At 74.1% G+C, this 18895-nt stretch carries 22 protein-coding genes; 11 read left to right on the forward strand and 11 right to left on the reverse strand.

What is annotated here, in order from left to right; genetic code table 11:
* Positions 1–105: 105 nt before the first annotated feature.
* Positions 106–870, reverse strand: coding sequence for a putative protein N(5)-glutamine methyltransferase (locus ACH54P_RS02125; protein ID WP_489910597.1), 765 nt, complete (start codon positions 868–870; stop codon positions 106–108).
* Positions 871–882: 12 nt separating this feature from the next.
* Complete coding sequence (locus ACH54P_RS02130) at positions 883–1407, reverse strand: L,D-transpeptidase (protein WP_489910598.1); 525 nt, start codon at positions 1405–1407, stop codon at positions 883–885.
* A 117-nt stretch (positions 1408–1524) separates the two neighbouring features.
* Here ACH54P_RS02130 and ACH54P_RS02135 point away from each other — a divergent pair, with 117 nt between their 5' ends.
* Genes ACH54P_RS02135 through ACH54P_RS02150 form a run of 4 tightly spaced genes read left to right on the forward strand, consistent with a single transcriptional unit; the run spans position 1525 to position 3992 of the window.
* Positions 1525–2253, forward strand: coding sequence for a transglycosylase SLT domain-containing protein (locus tag ACH54P_RS02135; protein WP_489910599.1), 729 nt, complete (start codon positions 1525–1527; stop codon positions 2251–2253).
* A 1-nt stretch (position 2254) separates the two neighbouring features.
* Positions 2255–3262, forward strand: a complete 1008-nt coding sequence (locus ACH54P_RS02140; RefSeq protein ID WP_489910600.1) for a CHAP domain-containing protein — start codon at positions 2255–2257, stop codon at positions 3260–3262.
* Positions 3259–3525, forward strand: coding sequence for a YbaB/EbfC family DNA-binding protein (locus ACH54P_RS02145; RefSeq protein ID WP_489910601.1), 267 nt, complete (start codon positions 3259–3261; stop codon positions 3523–3525). The genes ACH54P_RS02140 and ACH54P_RS02145 overlap by 4 nt, the downstream gene beginning before the upstream one ends.
* Positions 3522–3992: a hypothetical protein gene (locus ACH54P_RS02150; RefSeq protein WP_489910602.1), complete on the forward strand. Its 471-nt coding sequence runs from the start codon at positions 3522–3524 to the stop codon at positions 3990–3992. Before ACH54P_RS02145 ends, ACH54P_RS02150 begins: the two co-directional genes overlap by 4 nt.
* An 8-nt stretch (positions 3993–4000) precedes the next feature.
* On the opposite strand, the gene ACH54P_RS02155 is transcribed toward ACH54P_RS02150, so the two are convergent.
* The gene (locus ACH54P_RS02155; protein WP_489910603.1) at positions 4001–4774 is read right to left on the reverse strand and encodes an ESX secretion-associated protein EspG; all 774 of its coding nucleotides are present in this window, start codon (positions 4772–4774) and stop codon (positions 4001–4003) included.
* A gap of 48 nt (positions 4775–4822) precedes the next feature.
* On the opposite strand from ACH54P_RS02155, the gene ACH54P_RS02160 reads away from it, so the two are divergent.
* Positions 4823–5611: a helix-turn-helix transcriptional regulator gene (locus ACH54P_RS02160; protein WP_489910604.1), complete on the forward strand. Its 789-nt coding sequence runs from the start codon at positions 4823–4825 to the stop codon at positions 5609–5611.
* Here the strand turns inward: ACH54P_RS02160 and ACH54P_RS02165 are convergent.
* The 5 genes from ACH54P_RS02165 to ACH54P_RS02185 are packed head-to-tail and all read right to left on the reverse strand — an operon-like array spanning position 5523 to position 8738.
* Entirely contained in the window at positions 5523–6119 is a 597-nt protein-coding gene (locus ACH54P_RS02165) for a hypothetical protein (protein WP_489910605.1), read from the reverse strand. The two genes, ACH54P_RS02160 and ACH54P_RS02165, sit on opposite strands and share 89 nt — an antisense overlap.
* Positions 6116–6802, reverse strand: coding sequence for a hypothetical protein (locus tag ACH54P_RS02170; protein ID WP_489910606.1), 687 nt, complete (start codon positions 6800–6802; stop codon positions 6116–6118). The genes ACH54P_RS02165 and ACH54P_RS02170 overlap by 4 nt, the downstream gene beginning before the upstream one ends.
* A complete protein-coding gene (locus ACH54P_RS02175) occupies positions 6795–7088 on the reverse strand; it encodes a hypothetical protein (RefSeq protein ID WP_489910607.1) in 294 nt (97 codons plus the stop codon). The genes ACH54P_RS02170 and ACH54P_RS02175 overlap by 8 nt, the downstream gene beginning before the upstream one ends.
* Positions 7085–8269, reverse strand: a complete 1185-nt coding sequence (locus tag ACH54P_RS02180; RefSeq protein ID WP_489910608.1) for a PPE domain-containing protein — start codon at positions 8267–8269, stop codon at positions 7085–7087. Before ACH54P_RS02180 ends, ACH54P_RS02175 begins: the two co-directional genes overlap by 4 nt.
* On the reverse strand, positions 8262–8738 hold the full coding sequence (locus ACH54P_RS02185) for a hypothetical protein (RefSeq protein WP_489910609.1): 477 nt from the start codon (positions 8736–8738) through the stop codon (positions 8262–8264). Before ACH54P_RS02185 ends, ACH54P_RS02180 begins: the two co-directional genes overlap by 8 nt.
* Positions 8739–8863: 125 nt before the next feature.
* Between ACH54P_RS02185 and ACH54P_RS02190 the strand changes: the two genes are divergently transcribed.
* Positions 8864–9403 (forward strand): copper resistance CopC family protein, encoded by a 540-nt coding sequence (locus ACH54P_RS02190; protein WP_489910610.1) that lies wholly within the window; start codon positions 8864–8866, stop codon positions 9401–9403.
* Position 9404: 1 nt separating this feature from the next.
* Here ACH54P_RS02190 and ACH54P_RS02195 read toward each other — a convergent pair whose 3' ends face one another.
* On the reverse strand, positions 9405–10778 hold the full coding sequence (locus ACH54P_RS02195) for an APC family permease (RefSeq protein ID WP_489910611.1): 1374 nt from the start codon (positions 10776–10778) through the stop codon (positions 9405–9407).
* Between the two features lie 172 nt (positions 10779–10950).
* Here ACH54P_RS02195 and ACH54P_RS02200 point away from each other — a divergent pair, with 172 nt between their 5' ends.
* The 5 genes from ACH54P_RS02200 to ACH54P_RS02220 all read left to right on the forward strand — a co-directional run bounded on the left by ACH54P_RS02200 (position 10951) and on the right by ACH54P_RS02220 (position 15541).
* Positions 10951–11445 carry an Lrp/AsnC family transcriptional regulator gene (locus ACH54P_RS02200; protein WP_489910612.1) on the forward strand — a complete coding sequence of 165 codons (495 nt, stop codon included), beginning with the start codon at positions 10951–10953 and terminating at the stop codon, positions 11443–11445.
* Positions 11446–11562: 117 nt separating this feature from the next.
* Positions 11563–12954, forward strand: coding sequence for an aspartate aminotransferase family protein (locus ACH54P_RS02205; RefSeq protein ID WP_489910613.1), 1392 nt, complete (start codon positions 11563–11565; stop codon positions 12952–12954).
* Between the two features lie 247 nt (positions 12955–13201).
* The gene (locus ACH54P_RS02210; RefSeq protein ID WP_489910614.1) at positions 13202–14410 is read left to right on the forward strand and encodes a cytochrome P450; all 1209 of its coding nucleotides are present in this window, start codon (positions 13202–13204) and stop codon (positions 14408–14410) included.
* A 30-nt stretch (positions 14411–14440) separates the two neighbouring features.
* Positions 14441–14830 carry a hypothetical protein gene (locus ACH54P_RS02215; protein ID WP_489910615.1) on the forward strand — a complete coding sequence of 130 codons (390 nt, stop codon included), beginning with the start codon at positions 14441–14443 and terminating at the stop codon, positions 14828–14830.
* 3 nt (positions 14831–14833) lie between these two features.
* Positions 14834–15541 carry a LuxR C-terminal-related transcriptional regulator gene (locus ACH54P_RS02220; RefSeq protein ID WP_489910616.1) on the forward strand — a complete coding sequence of 236 codons (708 nt, stop codon included), beginning with the start codon at positions 14834–14836 and terminating at the stop codon, positions 15539–15541.
* A gap of 12 nt (positions 15542–15553) precedes the next feature.
* Here the strand turns inward: ACH54P_RS02220 and ACH54P_RS02225 are convergent, their stop codons facing one another.
* On the reverse strand, positions 15554–16705 hold the full coding sequence (locus ACH54P_RS02225) for a S53 family peptidase (protein ID WP_489910617.1): 1152 nt from the start codon (positions 16703–16705) through the stop codon (positions 15554–15556).
* A gap of 14 nt (positions 16706–16719) precedes the next feature.
* Positions 16720–18855 (reverse strand): hypothetical protein, encoded by a 2136-nt coding sequence (locus ACH54P_RS02230; protein WP_489910618.1) that lies wholly within the window; start codon positions 18853–18855, stop codon positions 16720–16722.
* Between the last annotated feature and the right edge of the window lie 40 nt (positions 18856–18895).

Genomic DNA, 18895 nt, shown 5'->3' on the forward strand with positions numbered 1-18895 from the left:
TTTCTGCCGGTCCGCCGAAAAGCGGTGACCGGACATTAGCGTGCGGGGTTCCGGGCGGTCACTCCGGCGAAGGAGTGAACGGGATCCGTTGCGCCACAGGCTAAATCACGCCGTTCCGGTGACGACCGTCGCGCCGATCTCGGCGGAATCGTGAATGCGCGGGGTCAACCCGGCCGCGGTGAAGATTTGCGCCAATACCGGCGCCTGCCGCTCACTCGATTCGACCAGCACGGTCCCGCCCGGCGCCAGCCAGCGCGGCGCGCCCGCGGCGACCCGGCGGGCGAGGTCGAGGCCGTCGGCACCGCCGTCCAGCGCGCTGAGCGGCTCGTGCAGCCGCGCCTCCGGGGGCATGGTCTCGATGGCCTCCGACGGCACGTACGGCACGTTCGCCATGAGCACGTCGACGCGTCCGAGCAGCGACGCCGGCAGTGCGTCGAAGAGGTCGCCTTCGTGGACGCGGGCGTCCGGGAGGTTGAGGCGGGCGCACGCGACGGCCGCGGGTTCGACGTCGGCCGCGTGCAGCTCCCGCGGCCGTGCCGCCGCGGCGAACGCGGCCCCGAGCGCGCCCGAGCCGCAGCACAGGTCGACCACCACCGGATCCGGCGGGGCCAGCGCGACCGCGACGTCGACCAGGAACTCGGTGCGGTGCCGCGGGACGAACACCCCGGGCCGCACGGCGACGCGCCGTCCGTGGAACTCCGCCCAGCCGAGCAGGTGCTCCAGCGGCAGCCCGGCGACGCGCCGCTCGACGAGGCTCTCCAGCTCCGCCGGGGTCGCCGCGGCGGCCGCGAGCAGCTCGGCTTCGTCCTCGGCGAACACGCAACCCGCGGCACGCAGCCGCGAAACGACGGAGGAAAGGGAAGTGGTCACCAGGCGGTGACCCTAGCGGACCTGCACCGCGTCGCCGACGGCCAGCCCGTCGAAGAACGCCGCCGAATCCGCGTCGGTGAGGTGGACGCAGCCGTGCGACGGCGCGTCGAGCGGCCCGGCGTGGAAGGCGATGCCGCCGGCGGCGAAGAACACGGAGTTGGGCATGTCCGTGCCGTACGCGCTGCTGCGGTGCTCGCGGTCCTTCCACACGACGTGGAACGACCCGGCGGGCGTGGCCTGGTCCGGCGGGCCGAACCCGGCCGGGACCGGGCCGCGCACGACCCGGCCGTCCCGCAGCAGCCAGGCCAGCCGCTCGGACAGGCTCACGCACGCCCCCGTGGTGACGGCGCACGGGGGCGCGGGTGGCGGGGTCGTCGTGGCCGGGGACGGCTTCGGCGTGGTCGCCGGGGTCAGCGGCGCCGGCTCGGCGATCGGGCCCGGCGTCGTCGGGCGCGGCGCCGCACAGGCCGTGACCAGCAGGAACCCCAGCAGGTGACCGCCATCGCCCTGCGCATCCGTGGTTCTCCTCGTCGTCACTCGTCCGGGGGTCAATACGGCCGGAAGGCCCCGAAGGTTGAGCCGCGCGTGCACCCGGGTTGTCCCTGCGTGCACCGCGGCTACCGTCAGGGGTGCCCGGACGGTCAAGGTCGAACCATGACGAAGCTGACCGCCGAGCAGATCGCCCGGCACGCCTACGCGGCCGGGTTCCGCGGCCAGGGCCTGACCACCGCGGTCGCGGTCGCGCTGGCCGAGTCCGGCGGGCGGGCGAACGCGCACAACGCCGTGCCGCCGGACGACTCCTACGGGCTGTGGCAGATCAACATGCTGGGCGCGCTCGGCCCCGACCGCCGCCACGAGTACCACCTGAAGTCGGACGATGCGCTCTTCGACCCGGCCACCAACGCCCGCGTCGCGAACCGCATCTCCGGCGACGGCCACGACTTCACGCCCTGGTCGACGTACACGAACGGCGCCTACCGGCACCACCTCACCGCCGCACGCCGGGCCGCCCAGGACGTCACGAAGCACCACGGCAAGCCACCCGCCCACCAGGGGCCGGGCGGCGGCGCCCTCAAGGTGGACGACGCCGTGCTGCACACCTACGTCCGGCGGACCCGGCACGTCGGCGACGCGCTGGGCGCCGCGACCGGGCCGCTGCGCGACGTCCGGGAGATCGCGGACGACAGCTTCGGCCGGATCGGCAAGGAGTCGGGCTTCGCCGACGCGCTGGCCGGCTTCGGCCTGGCCCTGCAGCGGCAGGTCAAGGGCGTCGGCGCGCACGCCGACGGGCTGGCCTCGGCCGCGCAGAAGGCCGCCAAGGCCTACCGCGACCACGAGACGGCCACCGCCGCCGCCCTGACCGACCACGCCCGACGGAGCTGACATGGACACCACCGCGCTCGCGCGCTCCTTCGCGAAGGACCTCATCGCGCACCGCAACAAGCTCGCCGGGAAGGCCGAGGACGCCGTCCGCGCCGAGTACGCCCTGCACCGGGTGGCCGCGACCCTGGACGAGCAGCACGACGCCTACCACCGGGAGAGCGCCACGGTCCTCGGCCACTGGCACGGCCACGGTGCCGACGGCTTCCGCCACACCAGCGCGAAGCTGACCGGGGAACTGCGGGTCACCGGCGCGGCCGGGGCGGCGGCCGAGCGGGTCGTCGCGCACGTGGCATCCACAGTGGACACCGGGCACACGGCCGTGCAGCGGCTGGTCGACGAGTACACCGCCAAGGCGAAGCAGGTGCTCGACGCGGGTGTCGCCGCCGGGACCCAGGCCGCGCTGATGCGGGCCGTCGGGCACGCCGCGGACCTGGCACCGCACTACACGCGCCAGTCCGCGTCGACGCTGCGGCACGTCGACGCGGAACTCAAGGCGGCGGCGGAGAAACTGCACGCCCTGCGGAAGGATCTGACCCACGACGGCGTCGCCGACAGGAAGGCACCCGCGACGCATCCCAGCAAGGTTTCCGGGCGGGGCAAGGACATCGTCCACGCCGCCCGCGGGGAACTCGGCACCCGCGAGAACCCGCCGGGCAGCAACCGCAACCCGTACGGGCCGACCGCCGCGTGGTGCTCGTCGTTCGCCACGGCGATGTGGCGCAAGGCCGGGGTGAAGATCCCGGTCCTGCCCTTCAGCGGCGACGTCTACCACTGGGGCGAACGCAACGGGCACGCCTACGGCAAGCACTCGCTGCACGAGGCCCGCCCGGGGGACGTGCTGATCTTCGGCACGGGCCCGCAGAACACCTCGACGAGCACGCACATCGGCATCGTCGAGAAGGTCGAGGGGAACCGGGTCACGATGATCGAAGGCAACTCCGGGGACGCCGTCCGCCGGAACACGCACACGCTGTCGGCGTCGACGTTCTACGGAGGGGTCCACCCGTGATCACCGGAAAAGCCGCCGACCGGACGGTCGCCGTGGAGGTCGCGCCCGGCGGGGCGCTGCGGGAGCTGACGCTGGAAGCCGCGGCGCTGCGGCTGGAACCGGACGAGCTCGCCCGCCGGATCCTGCTGCTCACCGCGGCGGCGTCGGCCCGTGCCACGGCCTCGCTGTGGCACAGCCTCGACGGGGACTGGGACGCGCTGGGCCTGCCCGCCCCGGGGGAAGCGGCGGAAGAGACGACGCCGGAGAGCTGGCGGGCCCAGTGACCGCCGAACGCACGGCCCTGGAGCTGGCCGACGACGCTTTCACGGCACCCGACCCGGGCTACGGGGCCCGGTTGGCGGCGATCCGCGCCGGCGCCGCCGCGGACGGGGTGACGGTGGCGGTGGATCTGCACGGCGCGCTGGTGGATTTGCGCTTCGACCGGTGGGCATTGAACCGGCCGCCGCACGAGCTGGCGGACTTGGTCCGGCGACTGGCGGGGGAGGCCGGGGCCGACGCGCTGCGCCAGGGCCGCGCTCTGTTGGGCGGTCTGCTGCCTGAGGACGCCGGCGGCCGCTCGCGGCAGGATCCCGAGCCGGGCGGCCTGCTGCCCAGGGACTCCGGCGGCCGCTCGCGGCAGGACCCCGGGCCGGGCGGCCTGCTACCCGAGGTCTCCAGCGCCAGGCGACCCGCGCGCCCGCCGCGGGACCCCGAGCCGGACTCCTACCTCCCGGCGACCTGGGCGACCTGACCCGGCGCTCACCGGGCCGCGTCGACCAGCCGCGTGAGGCGGTCGGTGAGCCAGGGGGTGCCGGCGGGCGTGACCGTGACCCACGGCTCGCCGCCGACGTCCTCCGGGGTCACCGCGTAGCGCCCGGCCGCCGTGTCGAACCAGGCGAGCACCGGGGTCCGGCCGGCGGGGCCCGTCGCCGCGAGCTGGCCCGCCGCGTAGCGCTCCGCCATCACCAGCGTCGCCAGGGGGCGCACCGCGCGGCCGGTGATCCCGGCCGTGCCCAGTGCCCGCTCGAACGCGTCGTACCCGCTGCGCGCGCAGGCGTCCATCGCCGCCGAATACGCCGCACGCGGGAGGCGCAGCTGGTCGCCGGGGCCCGGTGGCTGCTCGCCGAGCATCCGCGAGACGGCGGGCACGAGGTCCGGCGGGCGCAACGGTTCCAGCACCAGGTCGCGCTCGTCGAGCACGGCGAGCACCCCGGCCGCGTCGCGCACGGCGGCGAGCAGCCGCCACGGCGCTTCGCCGAGCACCAGCGCGTCGACGCTCAGGGTGGGCGAACCCAGCAGCACGAACAGGTCCGCGAGCCCCGGGTCGACGTCGTCGCCGTCGGTGAGCCCGGCTTCTTCGAGCCCCGCGAACACGCGCACGCCCAGGTCGTCGCGCTCGGCGTGGGTGGCGCCGTGCGCCGGCACGTCGAACGGGTACGGCGGCGGCCCGCCCGGTCCCAGGTCCTCCCAGAGGAGATCGAATTCCAGATGCGACAGGATCACTCCGGCCGTCGTCGCGGTGCGGCGCGCCATCGTCCCCCTTCCCGTGGTGGGCGGCCGCCGTCGGGCACGATGGTCCCGATGGCCGAACCGCACCCAGTGGACCTACCCGCGAGCGGGTACCTCGTCGTCCGCGCTTCGGGCGCGGCGGCGGCGCGCGCGGCGATCCTCGGCGGCGCGGCCGGTCCTCCCGAAGGCATCCAGCTGCTGCTGCGCTGCCCGGTCCCGCGCGCGGTCGCCGAGTCCGGCGCGAAGCTGACGTTCGCGGACGCGACGCTGCACCTGCAGCCGTCCGGCGTCGTGATGCTGACCGTCGCGACGGCGAAGCTGTCGATCTCCTTCGCCGAGCTGCGGCCGCTGATGTTCCGGCCGGTCGAGGTCGACGCGCCGCTGCGGAGCCTGTTCGCCGGCGCGGTGGCGCACGTCCTGGCGGCCGGGCCGCGGCTCGACCCGCACGGCCTGGCCCACCACCTGCTGGGCCTGGCCGAACTGGTGCTGCGCAGCGCCCTGCGCGTCGAGCTCGACCGCGTCGACGCGCTCGCCGCCCGGCGGCGCGAGGCGCTGGAGTACATGCGCGCGCACCTGTCCGAACAGTCGCTCACGGCGGACAGGATCGCCGAAGCGCTGTACATCTCGCGACGGCGGTTGTACCAGCTGTTCGACGACGGCCAAGGCGTCTCGGAACGGCTGAAGGGACTGCGGATCGACCGCGCCAAAGCCCTGCTCGCGGACCCGGCGAAGGCGGGCCGCGGGATCGCGGAGATCGCGCGGGACTGCGGGTTCACCAGCGCCCCGCACTTCTCGCGGACGTTCCGCCGGGCGACCGGCCGGACGCCGCGCGAGTACCGGGAGCGGGCGCTGCGGGCGTGAGGTCGACGCCGGCGACGAGCGTCCCGGCCAGCCCGGCGACCTCGAGCCAGCCCCGCCCGCCGGGGGAGTGGAGGGTGAACACGGCGGCGCGCGGGCGGTCCGGGTCCAGCACGACGGCCTGCAGCTGCGCGCCGGACAGGCCGATCCGCTCGACGATCACCACCGGGTAACCGCGGCCGGTCCGCGCGCTGCTCACCTCGCGCAGGCCCGGGGTGGTGTCGGCGACGAAGTGCTGGAGGTCCGCGGCTTCTTCGAGCGGTCCGTCGAGCGGGACCACCCCGGCGATCAGCAGCGCCGGGTCGGCGTCACGGTGCTCGACCAGGGCGAGCAGGCCCGCCTGCTGCTCGTGGGCGATCTCGGCGGACTGCACGGCGGCGGCCTCCAGCCCGGGATCACGGGCGGCGTCGGGACCGCGCAGGCGGGCCATGAGGGCGTGCAGCTCGGCCGTGGTGCGCTCGACCGAGTCCAGGCTCACCGGGGTGATCCCCGGGACGGCGGGCAGTTTCACCGGCCACCCAGTGCCGCGGCGAACGCGTTCACGGCCCCCGGCGGCGGGGTCACCGGCGCGACGGGGGTCCGCGCGACGGTCACGCCCAGCTCCCGCCCGGCGGCCGAGAACGTCTCCAGCCGGCCGGCCAGGCCCCGGAAGTCGGGCGCCGGCGGAAGCGGGCCGCCGTCGCCGAGCGCCCGCAGCCGTTCGGCGACGCGGGCCGCCTCGGCGTTGTGGGCGCGTTCGAGGGCGCGGGCTTCGTCGAGGACGCGGTCGAGCGCGTGACGTCGTTCCGCGAGCCGGGCCCGGACGGCGGTGAGGTCTCCCCGCCGGGTGAACTGGGCTTCCGTCTCGGCGCGCTCGACATCGTCTTCGGCCTCGACGACGGCCCGCCGCGCGGCGGTGGCCCGGCTGTCGAGCTCCTCGGCCCGGCGGTGCCGGTCGAGCAGGGTCCCGGCCCAGTCCTCGAGGACCGCGGCGGCCGAGCGCAGAGCGCCGGGGACGGCGGCGAGCCCGGCCGCCGCGCGTTCGGCGCGATCGGCGAGCGCCTGCGCGGAGGGCCCGGCCCATTCGGGGATTCCGCCGGGGGTGCGGGTTTCGGCGAGCCGGGCGGCGGCCGCGGAGCATCGGCGGGCGGCTTCGGCGACGGTGTCGGGGTTGCCGGGCACGGGGTCGAAGCCGAGACCTCGGAACTCAGCCATCGGCGCGTCCGAGCTCGTCGGCGGCGTTCGCGTCCGTGGTCCGATACGCCTTCGCCGCCGCGTGGACGCTCGCCGCCGCGGCGTGGAAATCCTTCTGCGTCGCCCGGGTCCGGGCCGACCACCCGGCCGTCAGGGAGGCGAGCGCGGACGTCACCGGGAGGGGGCCGAGGTCACCCCGGCCGGCGGCTTCGATGTCGGCCGCCGCGGTGCCGTACTCCTCGGCCGCGTCCTCCAGCCGCCGCGCGAGGGCGGACAGGGCGGCCGGGTCGGCGTGGAACCCCGTCATTCGCCGAACACCGGCGGGTACGCGGGCGGCAGGTCGTCGAGCAGGTCGTAGCCCTCGGCGTACTTGTCGCGGTGCTCGGTGTCCTCCTCGCGCCGCGTGCCCTGGCCCGGCGGGTACATGCCGTACCCGCCCGCCGCGCCACGCCCCCCGGAAGCACCCGGTCCGAAGCCGGACACCCCGCCGCCGGGACCGCGCCCGACCCCGGCCCGCCCGCCTTCGCCGAGCGCCCCGGAAGCCGGGACACCCGAACCCGGGACACCCGAACCCAGGACGCCGGCACCCGCGACGCCGGCGAAGCCCGGCCCATAAGTCCCGTAGGCCCCGGGACCGCCCGGTCCCGTCCCGCCGATCACCCCGTCCAGCCCGCCGGGGAGCCCGGCCCCCGTGAACGTGCCGGGCGTGGCGGAGGCGGTCGACGTCGTGTCGTCCGGCCCCGGTCCCGGCGGGTCGACCTGCCAGGAGTCGATTTCGGGCGGGGGCACCCGCGCCGGCGGCCGGGGTGCGACGACGTCGGCGCCGTCCGCGCTGACCTGCGGCGCGGTGTCGAACGCCGGCGGCAGGCGGTGGCGGACGTCGTGGCTCGCGCTCTCGTACTGCTCCATCACGCGGACGGCTTCCGCCTTGGCCTCGTCGGCCTGCTTCTTGGTCGGCAGCCGGTCGTCGACGAGGTCGTCGAGCATGTAGGTGCCTTCGGGCCCGTCGAGCCGCTTGACCGCGTAGCCCTGCCGGAACCACCGCTCGGCCCAGTAGTGCACGGGTTCCGGCATGCGCCGCTGGGCTTCGTCGATCGCCGAGGTGTAGGTGTCGAGGCCGTCGCCGATGTGCCGGGCGTTTTCGCCCGCGGTGCTCGCCCAGCCGGTCAGCCGCTGCACCGAGTCCGCCGCCCGCACCGCGGACGGGCCGCGCCACGACTGCAGCAGCTTGCTCACCAGCGCGTGGACGTCACCGGTCGCGGTGTCGACGCCCTCGGCGAGCAGCGCCCACCGCCGCGCCTGCTCGCCGAGCTTCGGCAGTTCGGCCGACTGCACCATGTCCCACAGTTCGCGGTGGTCGTAGCTGTTCCAGTGGATCCGGCCGAACGCGGCTTCGCGGTCGTTCGCGGCCTTCTCGCGACGGACGCGCCGGGCCTTGGCCTTCTCGCGCGCGGTCGGCCCGTGGTGCGTGGAGTGGAACTCAGGCATCCGGCTCACCCGCCCGCAGCGACGCGGCGGCGGCGTCGTCGTTGACGCGGTGCTTCGTGGCGACGGTGTCGAGCGCCTGCCGCAGCGAGGTGAGCTCGCCGAGGTAGGAAACCAGCGCGGCCTGCACCCCGCCGGCTTCCGCGCCGCCGCGCAACCCGAACGAGCGGCGCATCCAGTGGGAGACGGGCCCCTTGCCGTCGGCCAGCGGGGAGCCCAGCTCACGGGCGCGTTCGAGGTAGGCGGACAGTTCCGCGTGCCGCTCGTCGAGGGCCTTCTTCGCGGCGTCGATCTCGGCGTAGTCCAGTTCGAGGACATCGGTGCCGCCGGCGGCCAGCGCGGCGGCCCCCCGGCCCTCCGGCCTCGCGACGTCCGAGGCGTGTTCCCTCGGTTCGTGCCGCTGGTGCTTCTCGCGCTGGTGCTCCGCGGACAGCTGCCGTCGTGCGTCGGCTTCGTCGCGCACTGTCGCCATGGACGTCCCTCCCTCGCCACCCAGGCGTCCATCCTGGCCAATGCGCGGCGCGAAGAGAAGGGAGACCCGCGCGGCTGCACGGGTGGACACGAAGACTGCACAGGCGGATAGGGCAGGATGTCCGGATGATCCCGCTTCGTGCGTTCGGAGCCGTGCTGGCCGCTCTCGCCGGGCTCGTCGTGCTCGCCGGACCCGCTTCGGCCCACACCGGGCTCGAGGCCAGCTCACCCGCCGAAGGCGCGTCGCTCGCGACAGCGCCGACGCAGGTCCAGCTGACCTTCGGCGCCCCGGTCTCGCTGCCGCGGGACCCCGTCACGATCACCGGCGCCGACGGCACCGCCTGGCCGACCGGCGCCGCGACGGTGGCCGGCTCGGTCGTGACCGTCCCCGTGACCCCGGCCGGACCCGCCCAGGCCTACACCCTGACCTGGAAGGCGGTCGCGGACGACGGCGACGCCCTCGACGGCGCCGTGCACTTCACCCTCACCGCGGCGACGGCCTCCGCGGTCCGGGCGCAGGCGACGACCGCGCCCAGCTCCCCGGCGCCCCCGTCCGTGGACACCTCGAGCATCCCGGGCTGGATCTGGATCCTCGTCGCGGTCGCCGGCCTGCTCGCGGTGATCGTCGTCGGGGTGCGGCAGCTGAGGGGTGGCCCGAAGGGCTGAGCTACTCCTGCGGGACCGTCACGACCCACCGCCCGGGACGGCGGCGCAGGTACCCCCACCAGTACAGCGCCGACACCACCAGGACCCCGGCGGTGATGCCGAGGTCGAGCGCGCTCTGCTCGACCAGCACGTAGGCCAGCGCCGCGACCGCCAGCACCGGCACGAGCGGCCAGGCCGGCATCCGCCACACGTGCGGTTTCCGGTGCGCCGCCCGGCGCGCGCCGAGCGCGGCGGCCGCGACGCTGAGGTAGAGCGCGACGACGGCGACCCCGGTGACGCCGCTGAGCGTGTCCACCGGCACGAAGCAGAGGACGGCTTCGGACAGCCCGGTCACCAGGGTCGCGACCCACGGCGAGCCGAACCGCGCGCCGACCACGCTCATCGCGCGGTTCACCGGCGACGGCCAGGCCTGGTCGCGGGCCGACGCGTAGAGCACCCGCGAGTTCTGGACGACCATGACGATCACGGCGTTGACGATGGCCGCGGCGATGCAGAGGCTGATCGCCGCGCCGACGCCCGTGGTGCTCCAGCCGGTGACCAGCGCGGTCAGGTCGATCCCGGCGAGCGCGGCGGCGTCCGGCACGGCGAGGGTGATCGCGACAACCGGCACCAGGATGACCACGGCGCTGATCCCGAGCGTCCAGAACACCGTGCGCGCGACGGTCCGGCGCGGCTCGCGCATCTCCTCGGCGAGGTAGACGGCCGTGCTGAAGCCCTGCACGACGAACAACGCGACCGCGAGCCCGGCCACGACGGCGATCAGCCCGATCCCGCTCGTGCCGAGGCTCGGTTTCAGCAGCACCGCCGGGCTCTGCGTGGTGTGCGTGAACCCGAGCAGGGAGACGGCGAAGATCGCGATGAGCTCGATGACCAGGAAGATCCCGGTGATCCAGGCGTTGGACCGCAGGTTCAGCAGGCCCATCACGGTGGCCGCCAGCATCACGAGCGCCCCGGCGACGGACGGGTCGACGTCGGCGACCGCGGCGACGTAGTCGGCGACGCCGATCGCGATGATCGGCGGCACGACGAGGATGACGACGAACGACAGCATGAACGTCAGCCAGCCGGCGAACCGGTTCGCCACCGTCGTGACCATCGCGTATTCGCCGCCGGCGCTCGGCACCAGCGTGCCGAGTTCCGAGTAGCAGAAGGCGATCCCGACGCAGAGCAGGACGGCGAGGGCGATGGCGAGGGCGGTGCCGGTGCCGAGGTCGGCGAACAGCGGGGGGACGAGGACGAACAGCGACGACGCCGGCGTCACGCAGCTGAGCGTGAGCAGGGTGCCGCCGCCGACCCCGGTGGACCGGGTGAGCGTGCGGGCCGTTCCGGGCTCGGCGGCCGCGGCGACGTCGGGCGGGGCGGGAGTGCGGGGCATGGGGCGTTCCCTCCGGCCGGGGGCAAGGTGCGACGGATGGAACAGCACCGATTTGGGGTTGTCAACGCCGTCAAGACGACTAAATCCGTCGTGCAGGCGCGAGTTCACCTTCGTATTTAGTGACCGACCGCGACGGCGTCGCCGGGTTTGCCCTGTGTCGCCCGGGTCGGGGATGATCCGGGGCGTGAGCAGCCAGGACACCCCCAGCCGGCCCGCCCCGCCGGCGCTCGACGACATCTCGCGGCAGATCATCGCGCAGCTGCAGGAGGACGGGCGGCGCGCGTACGCCACGATCGGCAAGGCGGTCGGCCTGTCGGAGGCGGCGGTCCGGCAGCGGGTGCAGCGGCTGTCGGACTCCGGCGTCATCCAGATCGTCGCCGTCTCGGATCCCTTGCAGGTCGGGCTGTTCCGGCAGGCGATGATCGCGATCACCGTCGAGGGCCCGCTGGAGCCGGTCGGCGACGCGCTGGCCGAAATGGACGAAATCGCGTACGTGATCCTCTGCGCCGGACGCTACGACCTGCTCTGCGAGGCGGTCTGCGCGGACGACGAGGCGCTGCTCGACCTGATTTCGACGCGGATCCGCGCGCTGCCCGGCGTCCGGCACGCGGAGGCGATGGTCTACCTCAAGCTGCGGAAACAGACCTACCAGTGGGGTACTCGCTGAGGGTGACGACTAAATCCGAAGCACTTGGCCGATTGTTGACCATGAATTAGTTGCCGTTGTTCGTCCGGACGACTGAATCGCTTGCTTCGACCGGTTGAGGCATGCGATAACCGAGTCATGACCACTACCGCCGACCTCGCTCCCGCCGACGCCGCCGGCCTCGCGCGGGCCGCTCGCAGCAACCTCTGGATGCACTTCACCCGCCACTCCGCCTTCGACGAGACCGACGTCCCGGTGATCGTGCGCGGCGAAGGGCCCTACATCTGGGACGCCCGCGGGAAGCGCTACCTGGACGGGCTCGCCGGCCTGTTCGCGGTCCAGGTCGGCCACGGCCGCGAGGAGCTCGCCGAGGCCGCCGCGCGGCAGACGAAGCAGCTCGCGTACTTCCCGCTGTGGGGCCACGCGCACCCGGCGGCGATCGAGCTGGCTTCGCGGCTGGCCGACGCCTCGCCCGGCGACCTGAACCGCGTGTTCTTCACGGTGAGCGGCGGCGAGTCGGTCGAGACGGCGTGGAAGCTCGCCAAGCAGTACTTCAAGCTCGTCGGGAAACCCACCAAGCACAAGGTGATCAGCCGCGCGCTCGCGTACCACGGGACGTCACAGGGCGCGCTGTCGATCACCGGCATCCCCGCCGCGAAGGCCGACTTCGAGCCGCTCGTGCCGAGCACCCTGCGCGTGCCGAACACGAACTTCTACCGCGCGCCCGAGCACGCCGACGACTACGAGGCCTACGGGCGCTGGGCCGCCGACCGGATCGAGCAGGCCATCGAGTTCGAAGGCGCCGACACCGTCGCCGCGGTGTTCCTCGAGCCCGTGCAGAACACCGGCGGCTGCTTCGTGCCACCGCCGGGCTACTTCGCGCGGGTGCGCGAGATCTGCGACAAGCACGACGTGCTGCTGGTGTCGGACGAGGTGATCTGCGCGTTCGGCCGCGTCGGGTACGACTTCGCCGCCAAGCGCTACGGCTACCAGCCGGACATCATCACGACGGCGAAGGGCCTGACGTCCGGGTACGCGCCGCTGGGCGCGGTGCTGGCTTCGGAGCGGTTGATGGAACCGTTCACCCGGGGCGAAACGACGTTCATGCACGGGTCGACCTACGGCGGGCACCCGGTGTCGTGCGCGGTCGCGCTGGCGAACCTCGACCTGATCGCGCGGGAGGGGCTGTACGAGCACGTGCTGCGCAACGAGGCCGCGTTCCGGTCCACTTTGGACAAGCTGACCGACCTGCCGATCGTCGGGGACGTGCGCGGTGCGGGGTTCTTCTACGGCATCGAGCTGGTGAAGGACAAGGCGACCAAGGAGACTTTCAGCGCCGCCGAATCCGAGCGGGTGCTGCGCGGGTTCCTGTCGGACGCGTTGTTCGAGGCCGGGCTGTACTGCCGCGCCGACGACCGCGCCGAGCCGGTCGTGCAGCTGTCGCCGCCGCTGATCTGCGGCCAGGCGCAGTTCGACGAGATGGAGCAGATCCTGCGCGACACGCTGACCCAGGCCGGGAAACTGCTGTAGTCCGGGCCTCCGGCCCCGGTATCCACGCTAGGGCCTGTCCTCAAAGCTCCTCTGGCTTTGAGACCAGGACCTCGCGGAAGGGGCCGACAGTTCCGGGGGCGCTGGCCCGAAAGGGCGGGGAATCCCGCGTTGCCCGCCCTCGCCGGGGTTTCTGGGTACCGTGGAACGCGGGGGGACCGGGGGAGCGGCCGGTGACCGGGCCGCCCGCGTCCGCGCCGACCGGCCGCGCTCCCGGGAGGAGAACCCGATGACCGCGACCACGGACACCCCGCGCCTGCCGTTCGACCGGCCGAACGTCCTGGAGATCGCCCCGCTCTTCGAGGTGCTGCGCCGCCAGGGGCCGGTCGTGGCGGTGACCACCCCGACCGGCGACCCCGCCTGGCTGGTCACCGGGTTCGAGCAGGTCCGCGCGGTGTTCACCGACCCGCGCTTCGGCCGCTCGCACCCGGCGCCGGAGGAGGCGTCGGCGCTGTCGGACGCGGCGATCCTCAGCCGCCCGCAGGGCGACCACGAAACCGAGCACGCCGAACACGCGCGAATGCGGCGGATGCTCGTGCCCGCGTTCTCCGCCAACCGGATCCGGCGGCTCGCGGGCCACGTCCAGGAGCTGGCCGACGGCTGTTTCGACGCCATGGAGCGTGCCCGGCGGGGGAACGAGCCCGTCGACCTGCACGAGCACCTGTCGTTCCCGCTGCCCGTCCTGGTGATCTGCGAACTGCTCGGCGTCCCGTACGAAGACCGCGACACGTTCCGGGTGCTCTCGGACCGGATGGGCCGGATGGACATCGGCGCCGGCGCGGAAGCGGCGCTCGACGAGTTCGCCGGGTACATGGGGCGCCTCGCGGCGGCCAAGAGACGCTCGCCCGGGCAGGACGTCGTCTCGGACCTGGTGCGCGCGCAGGCCGAGGACCCGGCCTTCGGCGACGACGACCTCGCGCGGCTCGCCGCCGGCCTGCTGTTCGCCGGCCACGAAACGACGTCCAACCGCATCGACCTGGGGGTGCTGTACCTGCTCACCGACCTCGCCCGGCGCGACGCGCTGGCCGCCGACCCCGAGGGCCGGGTGCACGGCGTGGTCGAAGAGATCCTGCGGCTGTCCGCGCCGGGCGGGCTCGGCGTCCTGCGGTACGCCCACGACGACGTCGAGCTCGGTGGCGTGCGGATCGCCCGCGGCGACGCGGTCGTCCTGTCGCTCGCGGCGGCCAACCGGGATGCGTCGGTGTTCCCCGCCGCCGCGGAGTTCGACCCCGACCGCAAGCCGAACTCGCACGTGGCCTTCGCCTACGGCGGCTGGTTCTGCATCGGCGCGAGCCTCGCCCGCACCGAGCTGCGCGTGGTGTTCGGCTCGCTGTTCGGCCGGTTCCCGGGGTTGCGCCTGGCCGTGCCGGTGGATGAACTGGAGGTCCGGACGAACCGTGTCACCGGGGGAGTGGACCGCGTGCCGGTCCTCTGGTAGACCTGCGGCGGCCGTGACTGGAGGAAAACCGTGACCCTGTGGGACAGGCTGGGGATGGACGACAAGCTCGTCAAGGTGCTGAAGGAAATCCCGCCGGGGCCGGACGTCTCGGAGTTCGGCCCGGCTTACGTCACCATCCACCAGCTGGCCGTCGAGCTGGACCAGCGGTTCCCCGAGGTGCGCAAGCAACTGGACGTCCCGCTGGGCGGCGGCTCGACCCGGCACGCCGGCCTGGTCGAGCTGCTCGGCACGGAGCTGGTGGACAAGATCAAGCGCTACGGCGACGTCTACCCGATCGAAGCCGCCCAGCTGTCTTCGGTGCGGTTCCGTGAGCTGCGGCTGCGCGGCCCGGGCGGGCGGGACCTGGTCGGCGCGTCGAAGAAGGACCTGCCGCTGATCCGCCTCCGGCCCCGGGACTGACCGGTGCTGCCCGCCCCGCCGGTCCGGGTCCTGGTGGCCGACCGCGATCCGGCCCTGCGGGCCCGCCTGGGCACGATCCTGGGCGAGGCGGACGGCATCGAGGTGGTCGGCTCGGTGGGCGACGCGCACTCGGCCCGGACGACCCTCCGCCGCCGGCTGCCCGACGTGGTGCTGCTGGACCTGCGCCTGATCGTGCGCGAGCCGCTTCCCCGGCGCCCCGCGGTGGTGGTGCTGGCCGCGTTCGATTCGGACGCGGGGATCCTGCGCGCGTTGCACGACGGCGCCGCGGGCTTCCTGCTGCGCTCGGCCCGCCGCAACGAGCTGCTCAAGGTGGTCCGCCTCGCGGCGGACGGCCACGTGGTGCTCTCCCCGGACGCTTCGCGACGGCTGGTGTCGGCGGCCACGAGGCTCTCCGGCCCCCGCGACGAGCGGCTGGCCCGGGTGGACCGGCTCTCGATCCGGGAGCGGGAGGTGCTGGCATTGATCGGCGAGGCCCGGACGAACGCGGAGATCGCGGCGCGGCTGGGGATCGCCGAGCCGGTGGTGCGCGGTCTCGTGACCCAGGTGGTGCGGAAGCTGGGCTGCGCGCACCGGACCGAAGCGGGTCTGCTGGCCTACGAGCGCGGGCTGTGCCGGCCGGGCGATGGCCGAGCGACCGTGGAGGACTCGTTCCGGTCACCGGACGACCGGAACGAGTCCTCCAGGGCGTGAGAGCCGGCTGCGTCAGAAGCCCGCGAGGCCGTTCGGCACGCCCACCCCCGTGGGGGCGTCGTAGCCCGGACCCGCCACGCACAGGTAGTCGCCGCCGCACTTCTTGCCCGCGCCGGACGGGTCGTTGTGGCCGGTGGTGATGTCCACGAACTGGGCCGCGTGCGCGTACAGGTCGGCCGGCTGGGCGACGCCCGCGCGGCCCGACCGGCCGTACAGCCCGGCCACGAACGGCGCCGAGGCGCTGGTGCCGCTCACCGGGAGCCAGCCGCCGGCGTCGGTGCTGTGGACGGCCACGCCGTCGGCGATCGCCGCGACGTCCGCGACCGTCCGCTTGCCGCAGTGGGTGTCCTGCTGCCACTTCGGTTTCGCGATGTAGGCCGAGCAGCCGCTGCCGCCGTACACCCACGCCGACTCCGCCCAGCCACGCGGCGAATCCGGGTCGCGGGCCAGCGACGTCCCGCCGACGGCGACCGTCGACGCCAGCACCGCGGGGTAGCTCGCCGCGGTGAAGCCGCTGTCGCCCGAGGACGCCACCACCGTCACGCCCGGGTGCCGGTAGTGGTTCGCGTACGCCAGCGGCGCGCCGCCTTCCCGTGCGCCGTAGCTGTTCGACACCACCTTCGCACCCAGGCGCACCGCGGTGTCCTCCGTCTCGGCGAGGTCGGCGAACCCGGGCGTGTTGCCCTCCACGACGAGGATCCGGCACGACGGGCACGCCGCCGACACCATCGACACGTCCAAAGTGGACTCCAGGGCCCAGCCGAAGTTCGCGGCGGGCAGGGGAGCCGCGGCGCCCTGCTGGTTCACCTTGCGGAAGCAGCCGTTCGCCGTGGTGCACGGCGGCAGGCCGTACTGCGCCCGGTACGTCGCGAGGTCGGCCTCCAGGCTCGGCGCGTCGTAGGCGATCGAGATGCCGACGACCGTGTCCGGCCCCGCTTCGGCGGGCAGCCGGTAGGCCGACGCCAGGTCGTCGGCACCCCAGCCGACCGGGCCGTCCGCCAGGGTGTGCGCCCGGCCCGGGGTGTACGTGGTGAGGCAGCGCAGCAGGCCCGGACCCGGGTCGGGGCAGGCCGCCCGCGGTGCCGGTGCGGCGGACGCGGCCGGGGTGAGGACACCCACGGCGACCACCGCGGCGCTCAGCACGCCGATGATCGATCTGTTCACAGTGGACGTTCCCCTCAGGACTGGTGGACGTGGTAGGCGGCGGTGATCGATTCGGCCACGGTCGCCCCGGCCGCGTCGGAAGCCGTGACGCGCAGTGAGACGTCCGCACCGCGGAACGAGTCCGTGGCCGCGACGAAGTCGGCGTGGAAGACGCCGTCGCCGCGCGGGGTCACCGTCGCGTCCTGCCACGTCGTGCCGTCGGTCGAGTACTGCACGGTCGCGGCCGCCACCGGCGAAGCAGCGCTCTGCTGCAGGTGCCCCACCGTCAGGTCGAGGCTCTGCGAGCCGGTGAGCGCCGAACCGTCCGGCCGCAGCCCGCCGACGGCGTACCCCAGGGTCAGCATCGGCTCGACGGCGCACGACCGGTCGACTCCGCCCTTTTCGCGCACGCAGACCAGCGCCGGCGGGAGCTCCGCGCCCTCGACGTGCCGGGACTTCCACGTCCACTCGGTGTGGGTCGCGGTGCTCTGGCGGTACATCGGCCCGGTGCGCCCGGCGTCGACCGTCAGCCCCAGCGTCGACGATGCCGGCGCCACCGGCTGCTCCAGCGTGAGTTCGGTGGTCCCGGCCGGGCTGCCCTCGGCGATCGTGGCGCCGTCCTGCGTCAGCGTGTAGTGCCCGGTGACGGTGTCGCGGGATTCGCCGTAGAAGCCGAAGCCGGTGTGCCCGGGCTGGTTGTCGCTGAACGGCGTGACCGACAACCGCAGCAGGTCACCCGCGCGCGTGGCGGCCGGCTGCTCCGGCGCGCTGCCGTCGTTCAGCGGCAGCAGGGCCACGCCGCCCGCCGGGTGCAGCGGGAACTTGTTCCACTCCTCGGTGACCGACGAGCCGCCCTGGTAGGCGTGGAAGGCCTCGTACTGGCCGCCGGCCCAGCCGGCGAACGGCCCGGGCAGCACGTACTTCGAGAACCCGCCGAACCAGCGCAGGTCCGGCGCCGCCGAGACGTATTCGGTCTGCTTCCGCGGCAGCTGGATCGGGTGCGACACGTGGCCGCTGACGTCCTCGAAGGCGAACATCCCGCTGCGCTGCCGCAACCCGAGCGAGGAGAACTCGCTGTAGTAGGTGGCGTCCACCGCGGCGACGTCCTTCGCCGTGATCACGTACCGCTGCTGCGGAATCGTGCCGGCACTGGCCTTCTGCAGGACGTATTCGTACGGCGTGCCCGGTCCGGGCGGGGACACGAGCCTGCTGTACGGGTACGTCTGCAGCGCCCCGGTGCGCACCGGGACGGCCGTCGGCGACACCGAGATCGGCACGCCCGGACCGGCGTCGAAGTCGACGAGCAGGGCGGGCCCGGTCCTGGCGGCCCGGCGGAACAGGAACCCGGTGTCGTCCAGCAGCGCCGGCCGCGGGGTCACCCAGGTCACCTTGCTGGACGCCCGTTTCGCGTCGACGCGGACGGTCGTGTCCGCCTTGACCGTGAACTCGGGCTGCGCGCTGAACCGCACCTCGGTCGGGTTGCCGTCGGCGTCGGCGGTCCAGAAGAGGCCGAGCGCGCTGTAGTTCCCGTCCGGCGCGCTGAACTTCGCCGTGCCGCCCGAGAAGTAGCCGAGGTTTTCGTTCGGGTCGAGGATGTTCCCGTCGTCGGTGTTGTACAGGAACGCGACGCCGGTGTCGGCGGGCTTGCCGCCGATGTCGGTGGCGTCGACCGACACCGTGCGCATCACCGAGCGGGGCTGGGCCGCCCGCCGCGCCGGCGCCCCCGGGAGCGCGAAGGTCCTGCCCCCGGCGAAGAGGCCCTGACCCCCGAAGCGGCCCTTCGCGTTGTCTTCCTTGAACTGCTTCGCCAGGGCGGCGCCGAACGCCGCCGGATCGACCGGGGCCGTGGCCCCGGCCAGGAGTGCCTTGACGTCGAACAGGCTCAGGTCCAGCCCGCGCCCCAGGTAGGGGAGCGCGGTGCCGGGGACCTCGTAGTCGCGTTCGCCCAGCCGCAGGTGCACCAGCGCCCGCGCCATGCCCTTCTCCGCGACCGGCCGGATGTCGTACAGGGACCGGCCGTCCGCGGTGGTCCGGACGGTGAGCCGCTCACCCGTGGGCAGGGTGGCGGTGGCCGCCGTCGTCGTCGCGGCCACCGCGGACGGCGGGGCGAGCCCGGTCAGCCCCGCCGAACCGGCGAGCAGGATCGCGAACACCGAAAGTCTTCTTCGCACTGGCGCCTCCCTGTGGTGGTTGATCACCACTGACGACGAG

The sequence above is a fragment of the Amycolatopsis sp. N2S4-7 genome (assembly GCF_058119595.1).

What these genes read in the sequence shown, in the direction of transcription:
- ACH54P_RS02135 (WP_489910599.1), top strand. Translation starts at nt 1,525, where the DNA reads ATGACGAAGCTGACCGCCGAGCAGATCGCCCGGCACGCCTACGCGGCC.
- ACH54P_RS02140 (WP_489910600.1), top strand. Translation starts at nt 2,255, where the DNA reads ATGGACACCACCGCGCTCGCGCGCTCCTTCGCGAAGGACCTCATCGCG.
- ACH54P_RS02155 (WP_489910603.1), bottom strand. Translation starts at nt 4,774, where the DNA reads ATGGCGCGCCGCACCGCGACGACGGCCGGAGTGATCCTGTCGCATCTG.
- ACH54P_RS02160 (WP_489910604.1), top strand. Translation starts at nt 4,823, where the DNA reads ATGGCCGAACCGCACCCAGTGGACCTACCCGCGAGCGGGTACCTCGTC.
- ACH54P_RS02170 (WP_489910606.1), bottom strand. Translation starts at nt 6,802, where the DNA reads ATGGCTGAGTTCCGAGGTCTCGGCTTCGACCCCGTGCCCGGCAACCCC.
- ACH54P_RS02175 (WP_489910607.1), bottom strand. Translation starts at nt 7,088, where the DNA reads ATGACGGGGTTCCACGCCGACCCGGCCGCCCTGTCCGCCCTCGCGCGG.
- ACH54P_RS02180 (WP_489910608.1), bottom strand. Translation starts at nt 8,269, where the DNA reads ATGCCTGAGTTCCACTCCACGCACCACGGGCCGACCGCGCGCGAGAAG.
- ACH54P_RS02185 (WP_489910609.1), bottom strand. Translation starts at nt 8,738, where the DNA reads ATGGCGACAGTGCGCGACGAAGCCGACGCACGACGGCAGCTGTCCGCG.
- ACH54P_RS02190 (WP_489910610.1), top strand. Translation starts at nt 8,864, where the DNA reads ATGATCCCGCTTCGTGCGTTCGGAGCCGTGCTGGCCGCTCTCGCCGGG.
- ACH54P_RS02195 (WP_489910611.1), bottom strand. Translation starts at nt 10,778, where the DNA reads ATGCCCCGCACTCCCGCCCCGCCCGACGTCGCCGCGGCCGCCGAGCCC.
- ACH54P_RS02200 (WP_489910612.1), top strand. Translation starts at nt 10,951, where the DNA reads ATGATCCGGGGCGTGAGCAGCCAGGACACCCCCAGCCGGCCCGCCCCG.
- ACH54P_RS02205 (WP_489910613.1), top strand. Translation starts at nt 11,563, where the DNA reads ATGACCACTACCGCCGACCTCGCTCCCGCCGACGCCGCCGGCCTCGCG.
- ACH54P_RS02210 (WP_489910614.1), top strand. Translation starts at nt 13,202, where the DNA reads ATGACCGCGACCACGGACACCCCGCGCCTGCCGTTCGACCGGCCGAAC.